The following is a 21,356-nucleotide window of genomic DNA, read 5'->3' on the forward strand; positions in this document are numbered from 1 at the left end:
TTTTTTACTTAACTGAAAACATATATTTTTTATACGTTTTCCGTACCGATAATATGAGCCCCATCATAATCATATTCGAAAATAAGGAACTTCCCCCATATGATAAGAAAGGTAATGCGATACCTTTTACAGGCATTAATCCAACGATCATACCGATGTTTYGGAATATTTGAACCGTTAGTATTCCTATTGATCCAGCACATAATAATGTACCAAATAAATTATCAGCAGAATAACCGATAATAATTGTTCGATATAGTAGTAATAGGAACAAGAACACAACTAACGCCGCTACTATAAATCCACCTTCTTCGGCAATTGTAGCGAAAATAAAGTCAGTGTGTTTCTCTGGAATATAGACGTTCCCTTCACCGAATCCTTTCCCTTCCATACCTCCACTACCTACAGCTAAAATCGATTGCTGTGTTTGATAGCCTTCATTTGCATTCTCAAATGGATTTAGCCAACCTATAATACGTGATTGTTGGTGAGGTTTTAACAAAGTAACTAATTTATTAAAGAAGAAATCTGGATATTTTACAAATATAAATATTAATGTAGACAATATGGTCACCGGAATAACTGTACATAACGCAATTAATTTCTTTTGAATTCCTGACATAAATAAAATACATGCGATAGCTGCTGCATATAAGAACACCATACCTGTATCCGGTTGGCTATATACAACGGCCATAGGCGGGAGGGATACTAGCATAATTTTACCTACTAATTTTAAATCCGTTTGGAATGTCCTTGCCATATACTGTGCATTATGCTTCACTGCTATACTTGCTACTACAAGAAGCAATGCGATTTTGAAAAACTCGGATGGCTGAATTTGTCCAAGTACTGGAAAAACGAACCACCTTTTTGCCCCTAACTTTTCAGGTGTGAAACCTGATGGTGGTAATACTTTCAAAAGAATAAGTGAAGCAAACCCAGCAATATAAAGCGGCCAAGACAATTTTTGCAACTGATCTAAGTCGATGCTAGCAACAAGAAGTAACAATACAACCCCAATTATGTAGTTAACTCCCTGCTTCATAGCAAAGTTTGCATCTCCATACTGTCCGGTTTGCTGACTGCTATATATAGCAGTTATACTTATAACACAAAATGCACACAAAATTAAAATTAATTTTACATCTAAACTTTTTAGAAACTCGGTACTTCTTTTCATGACATCCTCCTGAAACATTGTTACAGCAAAATAAAAAACCAGGAGTCAACATTCTTCATGTTTTGACGACTGATTACACATTATCTATAAAACACTTATATAGAATAACTCTCTTTTTCATACAATACAATATATTATACTACAGTTTCATCAGTAAGATTTGCCAAAAAAATTATTCTTTTCTTATTTTATATCTATATACCATATATCAGCAATGTATTTTCGTAAATTTCTAATACATAATCGTTCATTGTAAGATTACTGGGAAAAGTTTTGTACATATAGTAGGATGCAGATGAAGAAATAAGATGATAAAAAGCTCGCATAAGCGAGCTTTTTATTAATATACAGATGTATTGTTTTCTGACGTATTTTCTAAAATTTCTTTTACACGTCCTAAGAACTTACCACAAATTAAGCCATCTAGTACACGGTGATCAAGTGATAAACATAAGTTAACCATGTCGCGAGCACCGAACATACCATTATCCATAATTACTGGGCGTTTTACAATTGATTCAACTTGTAAAATAGCCGCTTGTGGGTAATTAATAATACCCATAGATTGAACAGAACCGAATGATCCTGTGTTATTAATTGTAAATGTTCCGCCTTGCATTTCGTCCGCTTTTAACGATTTCGTACGTACTTTTCCTGCAAGCTCTGTAATTTCACGAGCGATGCCTTTAATCGTTTTTTCGTCCGCGTGCTTAATTACTGGTACAAATAGTTCTTCCTCTGTTGCAACAGCGATAGAAAGGTTAATGTCCTTCTTCTGAACGATTTTATCGCCAGCCCACATTGAGTTAATTTGAGGATATTCTTTTAACGCCTGTGCTACTGCTTTTACGAAGAAAGCAAAGAACGTTAAGTTAAAGCCTTCACGCTTTTTGAAATCGCCTTTAATTGAGTTACGGTATGATACAAGGTTTGTCACATCTACTTCAATCATCATCCAAGCATGAGGTGCCTCATGTTTACTGCGTAACATATTTGCTGCAATTGCTTTACGCACACCTGTTACCGGAATCTCGATATCTCCAGGCATTGTCGGCACAGAAACTGGTTTTGCAGCTTCTACTTTTTGCGCTACCGGTGCTACTGCCGCTGATTTTGGTGCTTCTGGACGCTCTGCTACTGCAACAACTTCCTCTTTCTTGGCACCTGCTTGCGGAATATTTCCAGATTCCACTAGCTTTAAAATATCTTTACGAGTAATACGGCCATTTGCCCCCGTACCTTCTACTAAATCGAAATCGACGTTATGCTCGCCCGCAAGTTTTAAAACCGCTGGTGAAAAACGTGGTTTTCCATCAGTTGGTTGTTTTGCTTTCGGTGCTTTTTCAGGCGTAGTTATTTCTGCTTTTGGTTCTTCTTTCGTTTTTTCCTCTACAGTTGTTGCTGCTACTTCATCTGCGCCTTCTACTTGAATGACACAAACAACTTCACCTACGGCTAACGTTTCACCTTCGCCAGCTATTAGCTCTTTCACAATACCAGTGAAAGAAGATGGTACTTCGGCATTTACTTTGTCCGTCATTACTTCTGCAAGCGGATCATACTTATTTACGTGATCGCCAACATTAACGAGCCACTTACTAATTGTACCCTCTGTAACGCTCTCCCCGAGCTGGGGCATTGTAATATTTTCTACAGCCATGTATAGTCCCCCCGATTAAAATTCCGCAAGTTCACGCATTGCTTTTTCAACTTTATCTGGATTTACCATAAAGAATTTTTCCATTGTTGGTGCATATGGCATTGCTGGAACGTCTGGGCCTGCAAGACGTGCAATTGGTGCATCTAAATCAAACAGGCAATTTTCAGCGATAATAGCTGCCACTTCACTTATAATACTTCCTTCTTTATTGTCTTCTGTTACAAGAAGAACTTTACCTGTTTTAGAAGCCGCTTCAATAATCGCTTCTTTATCTAAAGGATATACCGTTCTTAAATCAAGAATGTGTGCAGAGATTCCATCTTGTGCTAACTTCTCAGCTGCTTGAAGAGCAAAGTGAACACATAATCCGTAAGTGATAACAGTAATATCATCACCTTCGCGTTTTACATCTGCTTTTCCGATTGGTAATACATAGTCATCTTCTGGCACTTCACCTTTAATTAAGCGATATGCACGCTTATGCTCAAAGAATAATACTGGATCTTCATCACGAATTGCAGCTTTTAATAAGCCTTTTGCATCATATGGTGTAGAAGGGATAACAATTTTTAAACCTGGTTGGTTTGCAAACATCGCTTCTACAGATTGTGAATGATACAATGCACCGTGAACACCCCCGCCGAATGGCGCACGAATTGTAACTGGACAAGTCCAATCGTTATTAGAACGATAACGAATTTTTGCTGCCTCAGAAACAATTTGGTTTACTGCTGGCATGATGAAATCAGCAAACTGCATTTCAGCGATTGGACGCATACCATACATTGCCGCACCAATTGCTACCCCAGCAATTGCAGATTCTGCAAGCGGTGCATCAAGCGCACGATCTTCACCAAATTGATCATACAAACCGTGTGTCGCTTTAAACACGCCACCTTTTTTACCAACATCTTCTCCTAAAACGAATACTTTCTCATCGCGTTCCATTTCTTCGCGCATTGCTAATGTAATAGCATCAATATAAGACATTACAGCCATGAAACGTTCCCCCCTATTCTGCGTATACGTGCTTCAATGCATCTTCAGGTGCTGCATACGGAGCATTTTCTGCATATTCTGTTGCTTCATTTACGATATGCATAATTTCGTCTAGCATTTGTTTTTCAAATTCCTCAGTTAACACACCAACTTCTTTTAAATAAGCTGCAAATGTTATAATTGAATCTTTTTTCTTCGCTTCTTCTACCTCTTCTTTATCACGATAAACACGATCATCGTCGTCACTAGAATGTGCTGTCAAACGATATGATACTGCTTCAATTAAAGTCGGACCTTCACCACGACGACCGCGGTCTGCTGCTTCTTTTACAGCTTTATATACTGCAAGCGGATCGTTTCCGTCTATTGTATATCCAGGCATGCCGTAACCAATTGCACGATCTGATACGTTTTTACATGCTAATTGTTTTTCAACTGGAATAGAGATTGCATATTTGTTATTTTCACACATGAAAATAACAGGTAGTTTGTGTACACCAGCAAAGTTTGCTCCTTCATGGAAGTCACCTTGGTTTGAAGAGCCTTCTCCGAATGTAACGAACGTTACTAAATCTTTCTTCTCCATTTTTCCAGCTAGTGCAATACCAACTGCATGTGGTACTTGCGTTGTTACTGGTGATGATCCTGTAACAATACGATTTTTCTTTTGACCGAAGTGACCAGGCATTTGACGACCACCAGAGTTTGGATCTCCAGCTTTTGCGAAAGCAGACAACATAAGCTCTTTAGCTGTCATACCAAACGCTAGTACAACACCCATATCACGGTAGTATGGTAATGCATAATCTTTCTCTCTATCAAGAGCGAACGCCGCTCCAACTTGTGCAGCCTCTTGTCCTTGACAAGAAATTACGAATGGAATTTTACCTGCACGGTTTAATAACCACATACGTTCGTCAATTTTACGTGCAAGTAACATCGTACGGAACATTTCTAATACTTGCTCATCACTTAAGCCAAGCTCTTCATGGCGCTTTTCTTTTACTTCTGCCATTTTTCATAACCTCCTAAATCCACATTTTTATGCGTGTAACGCTCTTCCATCTACAGCAAGTGCAGCTTCACCAATCGCCTCAGATAATGATGGATGCGGATGAATTGTATGTGCTACTTCCCAAGGTGTTGCATCAAGTACTCTTGCAAGACCAGCTTCAGAAATCATATCTGTTACATGTGGTCCGATCATATGAACACCGAGAATGTCATTTGTTTCTTCATCAACTACAAGTTTTACAAAACCGTCTGATTCTCCGTATACAAGTGCCTTTCCGATTGCACGGAATGAGAACTTACCTACTTTTAACTTATAGCCTTTTTCTTTTGCTTCTCGTTCTGTTAAGCCGACAGAAGCAACTTCTGGACTACTATATACGCATTTTGATACCATAGAATAATCAATTGGTGTAACTTCTTTACCAGCGATATGTTCTACTGCAACAATTCCTTCATGAGAAGCAACGTGAGCAAGTTGCAAGCCACCGATTACATCTCCAATTGCGTAAATATGAGATTCCTTCGTTTGATAAAACTCATTTGTTTGAATGTATCCTTTTTCCACAACAATATCTGTGTTCTCTAAGCCCATATTTTGCGTATTCGCTTGTCTTCCTACAGATACAAGCATTTTTTCTGCTTTAAATGCTTTGTTCTCACCGTTATGTTCAGCTTGAATTGTTACTCCATTATCTTTTACCAATGTTTCTGGTAATACTTTTGCACCAGTTACCACTTTAATACCTTTTTTCTTGAATAGACGTTGCATTTCTTTTGAAACGTCATTATCTTCTAGTGGTAATATGTTTTTCGCATATTCTAATACAGTAACTTCTACACCGAAGTCAGCAAGCATAGATGCCCACTCAATACCAATTACACCGCCACCAACGATAATAATTGAACTAGGAAGCGTTTCCATTTTTAGGGCATGATCCGAAGACATTACATACTCTCCGTCTAACTCTAATCCTGGTAATGAATTTGGACGAGAACCTGTTGCAACAAGTACATTTTTTGGAATTAACATTTCATTCTCTTCTCCACTTGCAAGTTCAACTGAAATTGTACCTGGCATTGGAGAGAAAATAGATGGGCCAAGAATACGGCCAATACCTTCAAACACATCAATTTTACCTTGTTTCATTAAATGCTGAACGCCTTTATGAAGCTGCGTTACAATCTTCTCTTTACGCTCTTGTACTTTAGCAAAGTTTAGTTCTACATTACTTGCAATAACTCCGAACTCTTCTCCTTTTTTAGCAGTTGCGTATACTTCCGCACTACGTAAAAGAGCTTTACTAGGAATACATCCTTTGTGTAAACAAGTACCACCAAGATTTTCTTTTTCAACAAGTGCAGTTTTTAACCCTAGTTGTGATGCACGAATAGCAGCAACATATCCACCAGTACCGCCGCCAACGATGACTAAATCATATTCTCTTGCCATTATCTCAACCCCTAGCTACTGTTTGTTTTTCTCGTACAATATATTCTTTTGGAGCTTCTTCTTCACGTAATACACGAAGTGCTCCTTCTGCTAACGCTTGTAATTCATCTTCTCCTGGATGTACGATAACATCTGCAATCCAGTGAACACGTTCTTTTATTTCATCGACAAGAATTTTACTGTACGCAAGTCCACCAGTTAATACGATTGCATCGATTTTCCCGTGAAGTACAGCACTAGCTCCGCCAATCTCTTTTGCAACTTGATACGCCATTGCTTTATAAATAAGAGTTGCTTCAGGATCACCTTTTTCAACCATTTGTTCTACTTTAATTGCATCGTTTGTACCGATAAGACTTACAAGTCCACCTTGTCCGACAAGTTTTTTAACCATTTCGTCTCGGTAGTACTCACCAGAAAAACACATTTCAACTAATTGTCCTACTGGTACTGTACCAGCACGCTCTGGACTAAATGGTCCTTCTCCGTTTAAGCCATTATTCACATCGATAACTTTTCCTTTTTTATGAGCACCAACTGTAATACCGCCGCCCATATGTGTAACTAATAAATTTAAATCCTCATATTTGTGATTTAATTCATCTGCTACTTTACGAGCAACCGCTTTTTGGTTTAATGCATGGAAAATACTTTTACGTTCCATACCAGCAATACCGCTAATACGAGCAATTGGCTCCATTTCATCTACAACGACAGGATCCACAATGAATGCAGGAATGTTTAATCCAGAAGCAATTTCATATGCTAAAATGCCTCCAAGGTTTGAAGCGTGATGACCGCTAAACCCATTTTTTAAATCTTCTAACATCGCATCGTTTACTGTATACGTACCGCCTTCGATTGGACGAAGTAATCCACCACGTCCACAAACAGCGTTTAATTTTGAAATGTTAATACCATGAGAATGTAGAACTTCTAAAATCGTTTCTTTACGAAACTCATATTGGTCGATAATTCGCTTATATTTTCCAATCTGTTCTACGTCATGACGAATAGTTTCTTCTAGAACGGGTCTTTCATTATCAAAAACACCAATCTTTGTGGATGTACTACCTGGGTTAATAACAAGAATTCGATTTACAGACAATGTTGCTACCTCCACTAATAAATTTAAAAGGAAGTGGAAACCTCATAAGAGGTAACCACACCTTTTGTAAAAGTTATATATGAATGATTAGCGACGGCTAATAATGTCGTGACCGTTGCGTAAGTATGTGCTACGAGAGTTTTTCAAGCTTGCAATGCGCTCTTCAGCTAGACGATCTGCTGCTACATAAGTTGCTATGCCATCGCGTTTTGAAATTTCGATTACTTTTGCAATTGTGTCATAAATAGACTCAACACGTTTTAATGCACGTTCTCTATTGTATCCATATAATTCGTCTGCTACGTTAATTACGCCACCTGCATTAATAACATAGTCTGGTGCGTATACAATACCCATTTCATGAATAAGGTCGCCATGACGATCTTCTTTTAATTGGTTATTTGCAGAACCTGCGATTACTTTTGCTTTAAGTTGTGGAATAGTTTCATCATTAACTGTTGCGCCTAATGCACATGGTGCGTAAATATCACATTCAACACCGTAAATTTCATTTGGCTCAACTGCTGTTGCACCGAATTCTTCTACTGCACGTTGTACAGCTTCTTTATTAATATCTGTAACGATTAATTTTGCTCCTTCAGCGTGTAAATGTTTGCATAGGTGATACGCTACGTTACCAACACCTTGAATAGAAATTACTCTTCCTTCTAGGTTATCTGTACCAAATGCTTCTTTTGCAGCTGCTTTCATACCACGGTAAACACCGTATGCAGTTACTGGAGATGGGTTACCAGAAGAACCGAATGATGGTGAAATCCCTGTTACAAAATCAGTTTCCTCATGGATAATATCCATATCATCTACTGTTGTACCAACATCTTCAGCTGTAATGTAACGTCCGTTTAGTCCTTGAATGTAGCGTCCTAATGCACGGAACATCGCTTCGCTTTTATCTTTACGTGGATCACCGATAATTACTGTTTTTGCACCACCTAAGTTTAAACCAGCTGCTGCATTTTTGTATGTCATCCCTTTTGCAAGACGCAATGCATCTTCAATCGCCGCTTCTTCAGAATCATATGTCCACATTCTTGTTCCACCAAGAGCTGGTCCAAGTGTTGTATCATGGATTGCAATGATTGCTTTTAAACCAGATTCTTTATCTTGACAAAATACCACTTGCTCATAATCATATTTTTCTAAGTATTCGAAGATTTCTAATGTCATTGTCGTTTCCCCCTAATTGTTTTACCCTATTTGGTTTATTTTGAAGCAGTCGCAACTGCCAATGCTAATGAATATACTTTTGTTTCTGCTGAATCAGCACGTGATGTTAAAACAATCGGTGCTTTAGCGCCAGCAATCATCGCTCCTACCTTTGCATTTGCAAAATAGACGAGTGATTTATATAGCACATTTCCAGCTTCAATCGTTGGGACGAGTAAAATGTCTGCCTTACCTGCTACATCACTTACTATGCCTTTATGTTCTGCTGCAATTTGTGATACTGCATTATCTAAAGCAAGTGGTCCATCAACGACACAATTTTTAATTTGTCCGCGGCGATTCATTTGAGTTAACATCGCTGCATCAATTGTCGCTTGCATCGCAGGATTAACAACCTCTACCGCTGCAATTGGCGCTACCTTCGGCAAATCAATTCCTATTGCCTGGGCAACTTCTACAGTATTTTGTATAATAGCAGCTTTTTGTGTTACATCAGGTGCAATGTTCATCGCTGCGTCTGTAACAAAAATAAGACGATCATAATTTGGAACTTCAAACGCTGCAACATGTGAAAGCACGCTGCCCTTACGAAGTCCCCACTCTTTATTTAATACAGCTTTCAAAATATTTGCTGTTGGGATGTTCCCCTTCATTAGCACATCTGCTTCGCCATTGCTTACAGATTTAACAGAAAGTTCTGCAGCCTCAGCACTTGACGCTGCTGCAATCACTTCAATATGTTCTGAAGTTTGTAACCCATGCTCTTGTAGCATCCCTATTATTTTCTCTTGATTTCCATATAGACGAAATTGAGCTAGCTGTAACTTGATTGCTTTCGCTACAGCTTCAATTACTTCATGATCTTCAGCTACTGCTACAGCCACAGTTTTTTTAGGCTGTCCTGCTGCTTGATCAATTAAGTGTTCTAACTTCATATTTTGTAATCAACCCTTTCCGTCGTCCCTCGTCTATTCATTAAGCAAATACCGTGCCAACTTTTAAAAGTGGTCTTACCAATAATGAAAACGCATTCAAAATGCAGTAAAATCAATACTTTGGAAAACAACGAAATATTCTGTCTCGTTTTGTCGCTTTTTGTATACCACGCAATAAATTGCACGGTACGCAATTTATTGCATGCTATTTTTTGCACAGTCATACTTTTCTAGCTTGTAATATAAGTTTCGAACTGAAATTCCTAACGCTTTTGCAGTCTTCGTTTTGTTCCCATCAAATTTCTCTAAATATTCACGGATAATATTCCCCTCAAATTCTGTCACTAGGTGTTCAAGGGCCTTCTCTTCTAATTCAGGTAATAAATTATTTTGTTTCGTCTCTACTTGTTCTTCTTTATGTAAAGGCGGTAAATGATGTACATCAATATATATCTCGTTATAATTCATAAAGATAATAGCTCGTCCTAAAATATTTTCAAGTTCCCTAACATTCCCTGGCCATTCATATGATTGTAAATACGAAACGGCTGAATCGGTGAGTCCTTCTACATTACGACCATAGTCTTGATTAATTTTTTGAATTAACCTTTCTGCAATCGCTGGTATATCTCCTTTACGCTGACGAAGGGAAGGAATTTGAATCGGGATTTTATTTAAACGATAATATAAGTCCTCTCTGAAATTCCCTTCTAAAATAGCTTTTTCTAAATTCACGTGCGTCGCAGCGATCACTCGAACATTAATAGGTATCGCTTTCGTTCCCCCTACTTTCACAATTTCCTTTTCTTGTAGCACACGAAGGAGCTTCGCTTGCGTATTTGCAGATAACTCTCCGATTTCATCTAAAAAAACACTTCCATTATTCGCTTCTTCAAAGAATCCTCGTTTCCCGCCTCTTTTCGCTCCAGAAAACGCACCTTCCTCATAACCGAATAATTCACTTTCTAATAAGGTCTCAGAAATAGCAGCACAGTTTACTCGTACAAACTTATTGTATTTTCGATTACTACTGTTATGAATAGCGTGTGCAAATAACTCTTTCCCCGTACCAGATTCCCCTCTAAGCAATACTGTTGCCGGTGTATTCGCTCCAAGTTTTGCTTGTTCAATAGCTGCCGTCGTTTCATCTGAATCACCAACAATATCATCAAATGAATATTTTGCTTCTAACGTTCGAATAATTTGTCTTGCCCTATTCAATTCATTTGTTAACTTTTGAATTTCTGATACATCGCGAATTACCCCGACGCTCCCTTTCAATATTCCATCGACAATAACCGGTGCTACGTTTACAATTACATCTCGCTTTTTTTGCCCAATCTTCATATGTATTCCTCGTACCGCTCGGCGCGTCCGAAGTACTTTCATATGCATACTTTCACCTTCCACAATATCAGTTGTAGCCGGCTTCCCAATAATTTCTTCTTCAGTCAAACCCGTTAACTTCGTATAAGCAGGGTTTATAACTAGTCCTCTTCCTTTCTCATCAACAACCGAAATTGCTTCCTCAGATGAGTTAATAATCGCCTCAAGTAGCGTTTGAATTTCTTTTAAGTCTGTAACTTCTTCCGCTAAATCTACAACTTCTGTAATGTCTTTAAAAATCGCAAATGCCCCTTGAACCTCTCCACCTTCTTTTAATATCGGAATACGCGTTGTAATAATCTTTTTTTCATTCTCTAACGTCAGTTCATGATTCACTTCTAATTTTTTCGTGCGTATAATACGAAGCAACTTACTCGTTGGAATAACTTCTAAAATATATTTCCCTATTGCTTCCTCTTTTTTATATCCAGTAATACGCTCTGCGCTTTTATTAAACAGACGAACTTGTCCCTCTTGGTCTATAACAATCATACCGTCATGCGTTGAATTTAAAATTAAATTCCCTTGTTGCGTCTGTTCTTCTAGCTTTCCAATTAAACTTTCCTTCTCATGCGCTAGTCTCGTAACAATTTTTGCAATATCCCCTGGTATAAGAAGAGTATCTTTATGCTTACTTCCCAATAACACTTTATGTAAATCATAATCACCTGTCATATCAAACATTACATCAATATGCATAGAAAGAAACGGAGTTACACTATCACCAATCGGAACTCCATGTTCCTTTGCGATTTGTAATCCTTTCGCAATTGGATTAATATCAATAACCCCTATAATTTGAAATATATTCGAATTTTGCAACAGACTCAGCAGTGTACTCCCACCTTCACCTGCTCCAATAATTAACACATTTTGTTTCATACATTACACTTCCTCTCGAAGTATCTCTGCAAAATTTTTCACATTCTTATCTTACTCGTTCAGCAACCTCTTGACAAACCCCCATTCCATATAACATCATTAAAATACACAAAATAATCTGAAAAGGAGCGTTATGTATGCAGCGTTACCTCGCTCTATCATTAGCACTCATCCCAATTTCATTAGCCGTGCTTGGTATTAAACTAATGAGAGATACTGTATTTGGGATTTTATTCTCCCCAATCCCTATATTATGGTTACAATTTTTAATCGGCGCTCTTTGCTTTGCACTCGGGTTTTATATTTTCGGCGGCTTCGTCTTACACAGAGATCGTAAGAGAAATAAAGTGCAAGCTCGCTTCAGAAGATAGAACAAAGTTTTCACATACCGATAAAAAAATGAGACCATTATATTAGGTCTCATTTTTTTATCGGTAATAAAGTTCTTGCTGTTTCAGGATGATCAGTAATAATCGCTGATATATTCATATCAAAATATTTACGCATAAGCGTTTCTTCATTTATTGTGTAAGGACGAACCTCCACACCACTTTCCATCGTTAATTCAGCGATAGCATCTTGAAGATAACGATAATTCGGATGCACTGCAGTAGCACCCATCTTTTTTGCATATGCCCACGGGCTATGCAAACCTTCACGATACAAAATAGCTGTTTGAATATCAGGAGCCATCAAATGACATTTTTTCATACTGTAGTGATTAAACGAAGAAAATATAACACGATCCTCTAGACTAAACTTACGTACAAGTGTTATAACCTCTTCTTCTAAACCTCTGTATGGAATTTTATTATTTTTCAGTTCAATATTGAGTAGCAATTTCGTTTTTGCGAGCCATTCTAACACCTCTTCTAGAAGAGGTATTTTGCAAAAACCTACTTTGTCACCGAATTTATAACTCGCATCCAACTTACATAAATCCTCATATAAATAATTTCGAACCGCACCTTTTCCATTTGTTGTCCGATCCACCGTTTCATCATGAATAACGACAACTTTTCCATCTTTCGTGAATTGAACATCGAGTTCAATTCCATCTGCCCCGAAAGCCTCCGCCGCTTCAAATGAAATCATTGTATTTTCCGGATACGTTCCCGCTGCACCACGATGTGCAAATATAAGAGTCATCCTCACTCCCCCAATCTTATGCTATACTATACGAAAAAGGAGGTACTTCTATGAGACCATTACAAATTTCTCCAGACACTGCAGTCCGCCTATCAAAAGCGTTAGGTGTTCCACTTGAACAACTTATGCATATGCCACAGCATATTTTAATACAAAAGTTAGTTGAATTAGAAAAACAAAATAAAGACGAAGAATAATATAGTCCTGTTTTGCAGGGCTTTTTATTATCACCTATTATATCACGGATAACTTACCCACTAAAATTATGAATGTGGGAAACAAAATAAAAGATCAACGAGTGTTTTAAACTCATTGATCTTTTATAAAAATATTTATTTTGAATATACTAATCTCAACTAGCCTTATGTTCAAGTCTTAGCTTATCCGCAACCATTGCGATGAACTCAGAATTCGTAGGTTTTGCTTTTGACATGGATACAGTATCGAATGCTGACGTTATAACGTTTTTAATCGTTTTATCTTTTCCGTTCTTTTGGTAGTTTATAGGCTTATCCTTACCGAATTTATCGGTAAACTGTATCTACCTCGTTAATTCCATAATATCGAAAATCTAACGCAATAGCAAGCGCAAATCTCACGATTCTATAATAACTTGTATATGCTCATATTCTACCGATTCTCTATCGACGATTCTGACGCATTTAGATGATACTATATCCATGGAAGACAAGATAATCGTCTCAAATTGTGTTTCTCAGCGCAACCTTATGCACTTATAGCCGAAAAAAGGACGTAGATAACGAAATCCCACGTCCCTCTCACCGCTATTACACCTTATACTTCTCAAAGAACTCAAAAAGCGCAATCTCTACAATTTCATCACGATTTAAACGATGCTTCTCCTCGACACTATCTATTTTCGTACATATCCCCTTGTCGAGATTCACTGTCCTACTCACCTTTTCTTGCGTCCCACTTTCTCCAATACACATATACAACGAATAGATCGGATTTATATTCTTATGCGCCGAAATCTTTTCCTTCTGTTGCATGATCGTATTAACTGCGTTTTTAGTCGGACCCCATTCGCTTAGCATTTTCCGTAATTCACTTATGTCTTTTTTCGTAAGTACATCATCTGTAGTTTCTACCTTCGTATCATCGGCAACCGCTATAAATTCTCGGATATCCGCTTTTAAACGCGCTTCTCCTTGTCCTGTAAAATACCAACCTATACCACCTTTTTTACTATGTTTATACCCCGCGTTTTTTAACCTCTTTAACAACCTTTTATCACACATACCAATTTCTTTTCCAACTTCCTTAGCGTTACTTTCTTTCAACGACGCTAGTACTTCCTCAATTTCCACATGATCCTCTCCTTCTCATTACGCAACTTGCGTAATATTATATTATCTAATTTTTACAATATTATCTTCTAAATATATCACATAAATAATAAAAAAGGTGTAGCAAATCTGCCGCTCACCTCACTTCCGCCCGTCTCTTAATCTAATTAAATCGAAATAGAACGCATATAGGCGAACTGTTCATCATATTAAATCTAATCGTCTAGAATTGCGTCTCTCAGTATCGCGCTTTTCGCATATATTCTATAAAAAGAAAGACAGGCGAATTGATCCCCGCCCATTTCCGCACTATTTTATATATTTTGATTGCAGTCTTAATATATCTTCCTCTTCTCGGATGCCTGCTGATCCCTTCCTCACATTTTTTACGACAGTCCAATTCGAATTAGTTTCATCGCCGATGTTCTGTATTGTAAAGTTGCCGTCACCATATTTTCGGTGACCTTCTGCCAATTTCTCCGTTATATCATTCTCGTTTGCTCTCGCCATCTTTGCGCCATCTCCCTTTTTATACAACCTTCTTAAACTGTCCAACTAATCACACGTCCAGTCAATTGGAGATCCTCGCTTTCCGCTTCGTTTAATTGTAACACACTGTCGGGGGATAAGTTCCGATAACGGCTGCCCAATCGCACTAGAAACGTTATTTTCTTTGAATGTGAATGAGCCGAATCCCTAACCAATCATTTACGATTACTTCGTTTTAGCTAACGCCTTAACGACTTCTTCCTCCTTGACCGTTTCGTCGCCTAAGATATATAGAGTACCGTCATTCTCGGCATCGCACTTTTCGCATATAGTCTATAAAATAAAGAAAGGCGGGAATCCTCCCGCCAATCTTCGTTACTATATACCACGCGCCCGATCTTGCGTACGTTCCATTGTCTTTAACTCTCGCGCAATTCTTTCGATATCACTATCGTCACGTACATTCATGTTTTCGATATGGAAGCTATTGACGATTGGGCCACCACCACTATCGCCTCCCCTTTCCGTTAGAATTATCGTGCCTTATGATTTGGTAAGGCAACGCCCCTAAGTATCGTCCTTCTTCGCAATATTATCCGACAATCATGCGACTCATTGCCACGCCTTCACGTTTGTTTCGCTCATGATCTAAAACCTTCGCTTTTTCTTCTTGTAGTCTGCTGATTGCTTCCTGCCATTCCTTTTCGGCCGCCTCCTGCGCTTTTAGTCGCACTTCTTTCTCCTCGTATAGCTTTTGTTCCTCTTGATAGATTTCGATTAGTGTTTTCATAGTGTCGCTTCCTTTTCGTTTTATAGTCTGGTGTGTGAAATTTTTCTACATAAGATCCGCGCCTCCTGGCGAAATGCTTCTCGTAACGTCGTCAATCCCTGCGTTTCCTTTTGTCGGGCCATTGTATTCAGCGATCCAGTGTGGATTGTTGTACGTTTGCGTGTTTAGTACAAGACAATTCCCGCCAAAACGCACGCGCGCCGCTGATAATACACTTTGTACCGACTTTCCTTCGATTCTCTCATTATTTTCTGGATTGTAGTTTGTTTTCATGTCCAGTTTCCCCCGATATATTGCATAGTTTCGTTTATTGTGATCAAGCGCAGCAGCCAGGCGCCAAACCTAACCGCCATTTTCTTTGCTATGATTTCGTTATTTTATTAATAATGCCAGGTTCTTCGCCTGTTCGTATTCGGCCACGTCTTCGGCAAAATCTGTTTCGTATTCATCTGTTTTATTCGCGTATTCAAGTGTTGTTTGTGAGATCTCGCTTAATGATGTACCTAGAACAGTCGTATTTACAAAACGCGTATTCAGATTCTCATCGATACCTTGCAGCAACTCTGCGACCTCTTGTTGTTCTTCCGTGTAAGCTGCATTTTCTAGTTTTGCGTTGATCGTGCCTAATGCCTTCGTGATCGATTGCAGTTCGCCAGAATTCGTTGTCGAGTTCATCGCCATTAGTGATAACTGTTGGAAATCTCCTTGAATCTGACGTGCAAACGCCTGGCCTTCGTTTCCTAGTTCGGCAAAGTCTGACAGTGCTTTTAGTTTCGCTTGCGGTGTCGGTGCATACATGATCGCTGATTGCAATTTCTGTTTTCGCATATTAAATAGTGCTTGTGCCGTTTCGTCTGGTTGCTCAACATCGGCAATTAGAATCGCTTCTGCTGACGCTTTTGCATCGGCTAGCAATAAACCGTGTGATTTTTTCAACGTGTGTATTTCATCAAGCAATCGCACTTCCTGTTGCTTTTTATATCGTTCGATTTTCGCCTGTTGTCCTTTGAACGTTAATTCTTGATCTTTTCTAATAGCCGAAATCGCCTGGCGCGTTCGTGGTAAAACTTCGTTTGCCATATGAGAAGTTAGAGAACTTCGAAGAACATGCGCATCTTGCAAGCGTCCTTTTATTTCCTCTACCGTTAGTTTATTGTTTTCTACTGTGTTATTTGTGTTTTTCATAGTTTTGGTTCCCCTTTTTCATTTTTATAGTTTTCGTTCATTCGCTTTTTAATATCGATCTCGATCGTGTTTAAACCGCTGTCAAAGGTTCGCAGCAAAAATATATTGTGTTCCCCGATCGTTTTCGTGATGCTTGCGGCCACTTCGTACGGGATTTCTCGTTCACCTATGATGTACCTTGATAGCGCCGATTGAGAAATACCAATTTTTTCAGCAAATTCATATTGTGTTAATGCTGAAAATTTTAGTATCAATGATAGAATGCTAGATGTTATCACGTGTATTCGTTCCTTTCTTGTCGGGATATCTCACCCCGTTTGATCAAATAAAGGAGACGCAGCGAAGGAAAAACCACTAAACCGCCACCGCCGTTCCCTTACGTATGCTTTTCTGTGTAACGTATGTCTACCGCGTGGCGCCGCGGCGACAAACACAAGGCGCCTTTTAAATGTTCGAAGAATTTTTGTTCAAAGAAGTCTCTCTATAACTTCGATATAGTAACATCGATTTCTATTTTTTATTTTGCGGGTTTCCCCGCTAATCAATTTATGGTTTCTTATATGCTTTTAGCAAGCTTAGTTGTTCACCCCTTCGTATGTATTAGGAGAAAACGGCTGCCAGCCTTTCCAAAAACCAGCAGCCAACAAAACTATGAAATCAGAAAAAGGAAAAGATCTTCTATTACATATGGACGTCTATCGGGGTTACTAATTCCGTTCATTTCCGATATGTAACACGCTTGTAATATTTCCGATCAATTTCGCTTTCCCTTACAAAAACATAGGCTCCTATTTCTCAGAATTCGGGTTAACTTTTACGAAACTTTTTATTAATTCGCTTGTTCTGCGTCGAAATTCGCATATATTTCAGCTCTTTCCTTGTCTGTTACTGTTGGTCGATAATACACGGCCCCGTCGTGGGAAAATCCACATAATTCCCCCGTTCCGTAGTCGCTCGCCTCTGAAAACGTAGGATTCGCCGTGATATGTTTCGTGTCTTTGTCCTGCTGCATCTTCCAAACCCATAATGTATAACGTTCATATTGATCGCTTGTCATACAATTACTTTTTGCGGCAAGATCAATAAAAAATTCAACTCGTTCGGGCCTAACATCGTATTTTTTCGCGATTTCGCAGAAATTCTTCGTTCTAACCCATAAAAAGAATGGAAGCGCCCCTTTTGATGCGTTTAGTTCTCGTCGGATCGGCAATAGGTTACTTATATGACTTCCACCTGTTAACGACGTCGGGATAATATGATCACTCGATACATTTTCGAAACTTCCCGTTAATATACAAGCTGCATTCATTACTATATTTCGAAACTCCTCCATTCCTTCACCTTCTAGTTTTACGTGTAACCCTAGTTTTCTACTTTTTCGGGCATGTGCTCGCAGTCTATCTTCTTTGTACTGGCATCTTTTGCATTCTTTTCGGTACCCATATCCCTTGGTGTTATATTCTGATATTCTCTTATCTTCATTACATACTGAGCATGTACGTTTTTCGTTTTCGTTTACCTGGGCCATTAATTTCGCTTGTCTTTTACGACTCGATTCCGATCTACAATTTCTACATACATTTAGATGTCCGTCCCTAGTCACGTGATTATTCGGGAATGATTCGTATGTAAGCATTTCACCACATTCGCCTATACAACGTTTGAAATTTCGCTGGGTTCCGTCTGATAGTGTAGCGATATATCTTTCTATCTTGTTCTTTCTTTTTCCGATGTTGATTCGATCCATTTTGATTATGTCGAATCCCTTTTCTGTGTTTCTTACGATTGATTGATTTTTGATAGTGTTTTTCATTTGAATTCCTCCGTATGTTTTATTTATTTTCCGCAGCCACTTCGGCTTTTTTCTCATCCTGGCGTTTCTTGTTCGGCTCGATCGTTGCTTTGTCGATACCTTCGTATTTATCTATAAGCGCTTCATGTTCATCGGCGAATTGCTTTGCCAGTGGGAATCGCTCGTACATCGTTTGCTTGTCTAGCGGCTTTAGTGGTAAGTACAAATTGCTTCGACCGATGCCGCGAGATTGTACGCTGATAAGACCGACACTTCGCAGCGCTGAAATGTGCTTCTTTACTGTCGCAACGCTTTTTCGAAGTCTGCGAGCAATAACATATTGTGAAGGATATGCCGATCCGTCTTCGTGGTTGTACCAGTCGATAATTAACTGATATATCCACATTGCATCGGTTGTAATTCCGTACGGGTATAGATCCGTGTAATACCTTAGTTGGGACGGCGTTCTAATAAATCCAGATCCGTCCGTGAAATCGTTTTTATCATATAGTGGTTGTTGAGGCTGCTTTTCTGTCGCCTGTCTCGCTAACTTTCCGTTTTCTACTATCTGTTTTATTGTTAGTTTCACGTCGATTCCTCCTGTTTTATTTTGGTTTCGTGTGCCGTAGCTAACATGCTGGCCTTTTGATAGCTAACATGCTGGCCTTCTTGTGGCTAACATGCTGGCCTTTTGATGGCTAACATGATATACGGAATTCAGCTTTACTTTATTCAGCTTTAATCTATTCATCTTTACTTAATCATTTGAGTTTCGAGTATAAAAAGAATACTCTCACTCTACGCATAAAAAGTTATAGATTAATAGAGAAGATCTTTTATATAAATAATCGCCGACGGCCCGCCTTTTAATATAGGTGCAATCGCCTATACATTTTAGGCTTCGGCCTTACGATTTATTTTGCGTTTCTTGTCTTACAAAAACATAGGCGCTCTAAATTTAGAACCTGGGTTAAAAACGGGCCTGTTTTAAAAAATTGCTGCGAAATTTTTTTACGGTTAACGAAATAACGCAAAATGATCGCCCTGGGTAAAATAGATTCGATAGACTGCGAAAACGGATTACGAGATTCGACGCTATTTCACGTTATCTATCGATCTAATACAAATCAAAATTACTAGGAACGTGTTAGAAAGGTGTCATAGGCCTTAAAATAGATATACGTATATTTAACGAAGAATAAGCGAAGGATTTTCGAAGGAGATAGCGCAAAATTATAGTCGATAGATTCGACGTTACTTCGTGAGAGGCTGCGACAGTTGGCGCGCGATCTAACTACCCGACTTTAAAAATTGTGCTCGCTATTTCTGGCCGCTTGCTGCTGGGGATATCGCTGGGCCTTTGGGGGGATTGGCTGATTTTCCGATTCGGGATCGCCGTGCCTGGTCCGCTTGCTTCATTGCTGATTCAATTCGATTCGACTGCGACAACGAAACAAGAAAGACTTTTCTTCGCTGATTTCTTTCACGCAAAATAAGAATGATTTAAACAAACGAAATCAATTACGATTCGATTGCAATTCGATTCAGTTACGATTGATCAAACTATTATATTAATAAGAAGAAAGAGCGCAACTAACTTCGAACGATCTTGATCAAAGAAGATCTCAACAAACAAAGAACAATTACAATTCGAATCGATTCGATAATATATTTTAATAAGAAGAAAGAAGAACGAAGAAAGATCCGCAGCTACTCACGATGATAGACAACATGATGCATTGCAGCAGCCTGCGACATGATAGCATACAGACATAAGCCCAGTTGCTGGCATATGATAGAGCGTGACAGATACCCACCAGGCTTCCCAGTTGCTTCGAGAATGTTTTCTATTCTATTTCTAATACAGATATTCATATACATATACAACGTACTGTGCAGACTCGTACGGCCCCACGTGGTGGGCCATGATATAACGGGGATGTATGTCGGGCTATTGTCGATAGGTGCTGGCCTGTTGGTCGATACATATACGGGCCTGGTTATATATGAGCGTGTGCCCTGGTCCGCTGATAATGTGCAGATATATACGGGCCTATTCGTAATACAATGCGCATCCTGGTCGAATGTATGATTTTAGATAAAAACGTACATTCATATCGTTGGTATTGTTGACGCGTACGCATTTCGGTGATATTCTATAAATACACTAAAAAAACGTACATTCAAAACCGCATAAATATTAGGTTTATAATAGGAGGAAATAACATGAATCAACTTAAGGACGTGCAGCCGATCCGCAGTAAAGAACAAATAGAGGATATGAAGTGGGCTTTGAAGCGTCATTGTTCTGAAAGAGATTACATATTATTCCTTATCGGTATTAATACGGGATTACGTGTCGGAGATCTTTTGAAGTTGAAAACATCGGATGTTATTCGTAGAAAGATCGTAAAGATTTCAGAGGGAAAAACAAAAAAAGTCCGTGAAGTTAATCTATTAAACATATACGAAGAAGTACAAACCTATGCGAAGGCTAACGATAGTGAATGGTTATTTCCGTCAAGAAAAGGTGATAAGCCGATCACGACAACGCAGGCATATCGACAGTTACAAAAAGCCGCTGAATTCGCAGAAGTAGAAAGCATCGGAACTCACACGATGAGAAAAACGTTCGGTTATTGGTTCTATAAGCAAACGAAGGACGTTGCGAAACTTCAAACGATATTAAACCACTCACACCCGCAAGTTACATTGACATATATCGGAATTACTAGCGAAGAAATTGAAAACAGTTTAAACGAATTCGTATTATAATGCGTGAAGGATCGGCCGCTTTTGGTCGGTCTTTTTATTTATCGTAAAACTTGTCTCGCTG

General features: G+C 38.7%; 21 protein-coding genes and 1 pseudogene. 3 read left to right on the forward strand and 19 right to left on the reverse strand.

The window, feature by feature from the left end; genetic code table 11:
* Positions 1 to 4: 4 nt before the first annotated feature.
* The 9 genes from AC1DKZ_RS02550 to AC1DKZ_RS02590 form a co-directional block, all read right to left on the reverse strand.
* Positions 5 to 1,183, reverse strand: a complete 1,179-nt coding sequence (locus tag AC1DKZ_RS02550) for an FtsW/RodA/SpoVE family cell cycle protein (protein WP_476995607.1) — start codon at positions 1,181 to 1,183, stop codon at positions 5 to 7.
* A gap of 340 nt (positions 1,184 to 1,523) precedes the next feature.
* Positions 1,524 to 2,843, reverse strand: a complete 1,320-nt coding sequence (locus tag AC1DKZ_RS02555; protein ID WP_476995608.1) for a dihydrolipoamide acetyltransferase family protein — start codon at positions 2,841 to 2,843, stop codon at positions 1,524 to 1,526.
* A 15-nt stretch (positions 2,844 to 2,858) separates the two neighbouring features.
* The gene (gene bfmBAB, locus AC1DKZ_RS02560; RefSeq protein WP_000290070.1) at positions 2,859 to 3,842 is read right to left on the reverse strand and encodes a 3-methyl-2-oxobutanoate dehydrogenase subunit beta; all 984 of its coding nucleotides are present in this window, start codon (positions 3,840 to 3,842) and stop codon (positions 2,859 to 2,861) included.
* A 13-nt stretch (positions 3,843 to 3,855) separates the two neighbouring features.
* Positions 3,856 to 4,857: a 3-methyl-2-oxobutanoate dehydrogenase subunit alpha gene (gene bfmBAA, locus AC1DKZ_RS02565; protein WP_002033961.1), complete on the reverse strand. Its 1,002-nt coding sequence runs from the start codon at positions 4,855 to 4,857 to the stop codon at positions 3,856 to 3,858.
* A 27-nt stretch (positions 4,858 to 4,884) separates the two neighbouring features.
* A complete protein-coding gene (gene lpdA / locus AC1DKZ_RS02570; RefSeq protein WP_002111728.1) occupies positions 4,885 to 6,306 on the reverse strand; it encodes a dihydrolipoyl dehydrogenase in 1,422 nt (473 codons plus the stop codon).
* A 4-nt stretch (positions 6,307 to 6,310) separates the two neighbouring features.
* Entirely contained in the window at positions 6,311 to 7,414 is a 1,104-nt protein-coding gene (gene buk, locus AC1DKZ_RS02575) for a butyrate kinase (RefSeq protein ID WP_002088555.1), read from the reverse strand.
* Between the two features lie 87 nt (positions 7,415 to 7,501).
* Positions 7,502 to 8,602: a leucine dehydrogenase gene (locus tag AC1DKZ_RS02580; RefSeq protein ID WP_002015088.1), complete on the reverse strand. Its 1,101-nt coding sequence runs from the start codon at positions 8,600 to 8,602 to the stop codon at positions 7,502 to 7,504.
* Positions 8,603 to 8,637: 35 nt separating this feature from the next.
* Complete coding sequence (yqiS, locus tag AC1DKZ_RS02585; protein WP_002033959.1) at positions 8,638 to 9,537, reverse strand: phosphate butyryltransferase; 900 nt, start codon at positions 9,535 to 9,537, stop codon at positions 8,638 to 8,640.
* 195 nt (positions 9,538 to 9,732) lie between these two features.
* Positions 9,733 to 11,805, reverse strand: a complete 2,073-nt coding sequence (locus AC1DKZ_RS02590; protein WP_476995609.1) for a sigma 54-interacting transcriptional regulator — start codon at positions 11,803 to 11,805, stop codon at positions 9,733 to 9,735.
* 137 nt (positions 11,806 to 11,942) lie between these two features.
* On the opposite strand from AC1DKZ_RS02590, the gene AC1DKZ_RS02595 reads away from it, so the two are divergent.
* Positions 11,943 to 12,176 carry a DUF2627 domain-containing protein gene (locus AC1DKZ_RS02595; RefSeq protein ID WP_002111735.1) on the forward strand — a complete coding sequence of 78 codons (234 nt, stop codon included), beginning with the start codon at positions 11,943 to 11,945 and terminating at the stop codon, positions 12,174 to 12,176.
* A gap of 49 nt (positions 12,177 to 12,225) precedes the next feature.
* On the opposite strand, the gene AC1DKZ_RS02600 is transcribed toward AC1DKZ_RS02595, so the two are convergent.
* Positions 12,226 to 12,954 carry a glycerophosphodiester phosphodiesterase gene (locus tag AC1DKZ_RS02600; protein WP_431181676.1) on the reverse strand — a complete coding sequence of 243 codons (729 nt, stop codon included), beginning with the start codon at positions 12,952 to 12,954 and terminating at the stop codon, positions 12,226 to 12,228.
* Positions 12,955 to 13,004: 50 nt separating this feature from the next.
* Here AC1DKZ_RS02600 and AC1DKZ_RS02605 point away from each other — a divergent pair, with 50 nt between their 5' ends.
* Positions 13,005 to 13,151 (forward strand): YycC family protein, encoded by a 147-nt coding sequence (locus AC1DKZ_RS02605; protein WP_001247671.1) that lies wholly within the window; start codon positions 13,005 to 13,007, stop codon positions 13,149 to 13,151.
* A gap of 155 nt (positions 13,152 to 13,306) precedes the next feature.
* On the opposite strand, the pseudogene AC1DKZ_RS02610 reads toward AC1DKZ_RS02605, so the two are convergent.
* From AC1DKZ_RS02610 to AC1DKZ_RS02650, 9 genes and pseudogenes are all read right to left on the reverse strand, one after another.
* Positions 13,307 to 13,414 (reverse strand): annotated as a pseudogene (locus tag AC1DKZ_RS02610) (sporulation transcription factor Spo0A); the annotation flags it as partial.
* A 328-nt stretch (positions 13,415 to 13,742) separates the two neighbouring features.
* Positions 13,743 to 14,285, reverse strand: a complete 543-nt coding sequence (locus AC1DKZ_RS02615) for a CopG family transcriptional regulator (RefSeq protein WP_476995610.1) — start codon at positions 14,283 to 14,285, stop codon at positions 13,743 to 13,745.
* A gap of 288 nt (positions 14,286 to 14,573) precedes the next feature.
* Complete coding sequence (locus tag AC1DKZ_RS02620; protein WP_002184906.1) at positions 14,574 to 14,774, reverse strand: hypothetical protein; 201 nt, start codon at positions 14,772 to 14,774, stop codon at positions 14,574 to 14,576.
* A 571-nt stretch (positions 14,775 to 15,345) separates the two neighbouring features.
* Positions 15,346 to 15,543 carry a hypothetical protein gene (locus AC1DKZ_RS02625; RefSeq protein ID WP_070143540.1) on the reverse strand — a complete coding sequence of 66 codons (198 nt, stop codon included), beginning with the start codon at positions 15,541 to 15,543 and terminating at the stop codon, positions 15,346 to 15,348.
* Between the two features lie 45 nt (positions 15,544 to 15,588).
* Positions 15,589 to 15,816, reverse strand: coding sequence for a hypothetical protein (locus AC1DKZ_RS02630; protein ID WP_100246335.1), 228 nt, complete (start codon positions 15,814 to 15,816; stop codon positions 15,589 to 15,591).
* A 99-nt stretch (positions 15,817 to 15,915) separates the two neighbouring features.
* Entirely contained in the window at positions 15,916 to 16,728 is an 813-nt protein-coding gene (locus AC1DKZ_RS02635) for a hypothetical protein (protein ID WP_476995611.1), read from the reverse strand.
* Positions 16,725 to 17,006: a helix-turn-helix domain-containing protein gene (locus AC1DKZ_RS02640; protein WP_171903113.1), complete on the reverse strand. Its 282-nt coding sequence runs from the start codon at positions 17,004 to 17,006 to the stop codon at positions 16,725 to 16,727. Before AC1DKZ_RS02640 ends, AC1DKZ_RS02635 begins: the two co-directional genes overlap by 4 nt.
* A 551-nt stretch (positions 17,007 to 17,557) precedes the next feature.
* The gene (locus AC1DKZ_RS02645) at positions 17,558 to 18,541 is read right to left on the reverse strand and encodes a hypothetical protein (protein ID WP_070143549.1); all 984 of its coding nucleotides are present in this window, start codon (positions 18,539 to 18,541) and stop codon (positions 17,558 to 17,560) included.
* Positions 18,542 to 18,560: 19 nt separating this feature from the next.
* Complete coding sequence (locus AC1DKZ_RS02650) at positions 18,561 to 19,109, reverse strand: helix-turn-helix domain-containing protein (protein WP_070143551.1); 549 nt, start codon at positions 19,107 to 19,109, stop codon at positions 18,561 to 18,563.
* A gap of 1,637 nt (positions 19,110 to 20,746) precedes the next feature.
* Here AC1DKZ_RS02650 and AC1DKZ_RS02655 point away from each other — a divergent pair.
* A complete protein-coding gene (locus tag AC1DKZ_RS02655; protein ID WP_476995612.1) occupies positions 20,747 to 21,295 on the forward strand; it encodes a tyrosine-type recombinase/integrase in 549 nt (182 codons plus the stop codon).
* Positions 21,296 to 21,356 lie beyond the last annotated feature (61 nt).

It is taken from the genome of Bacillus sp. 05T21, from assembly GCF_056396785.1.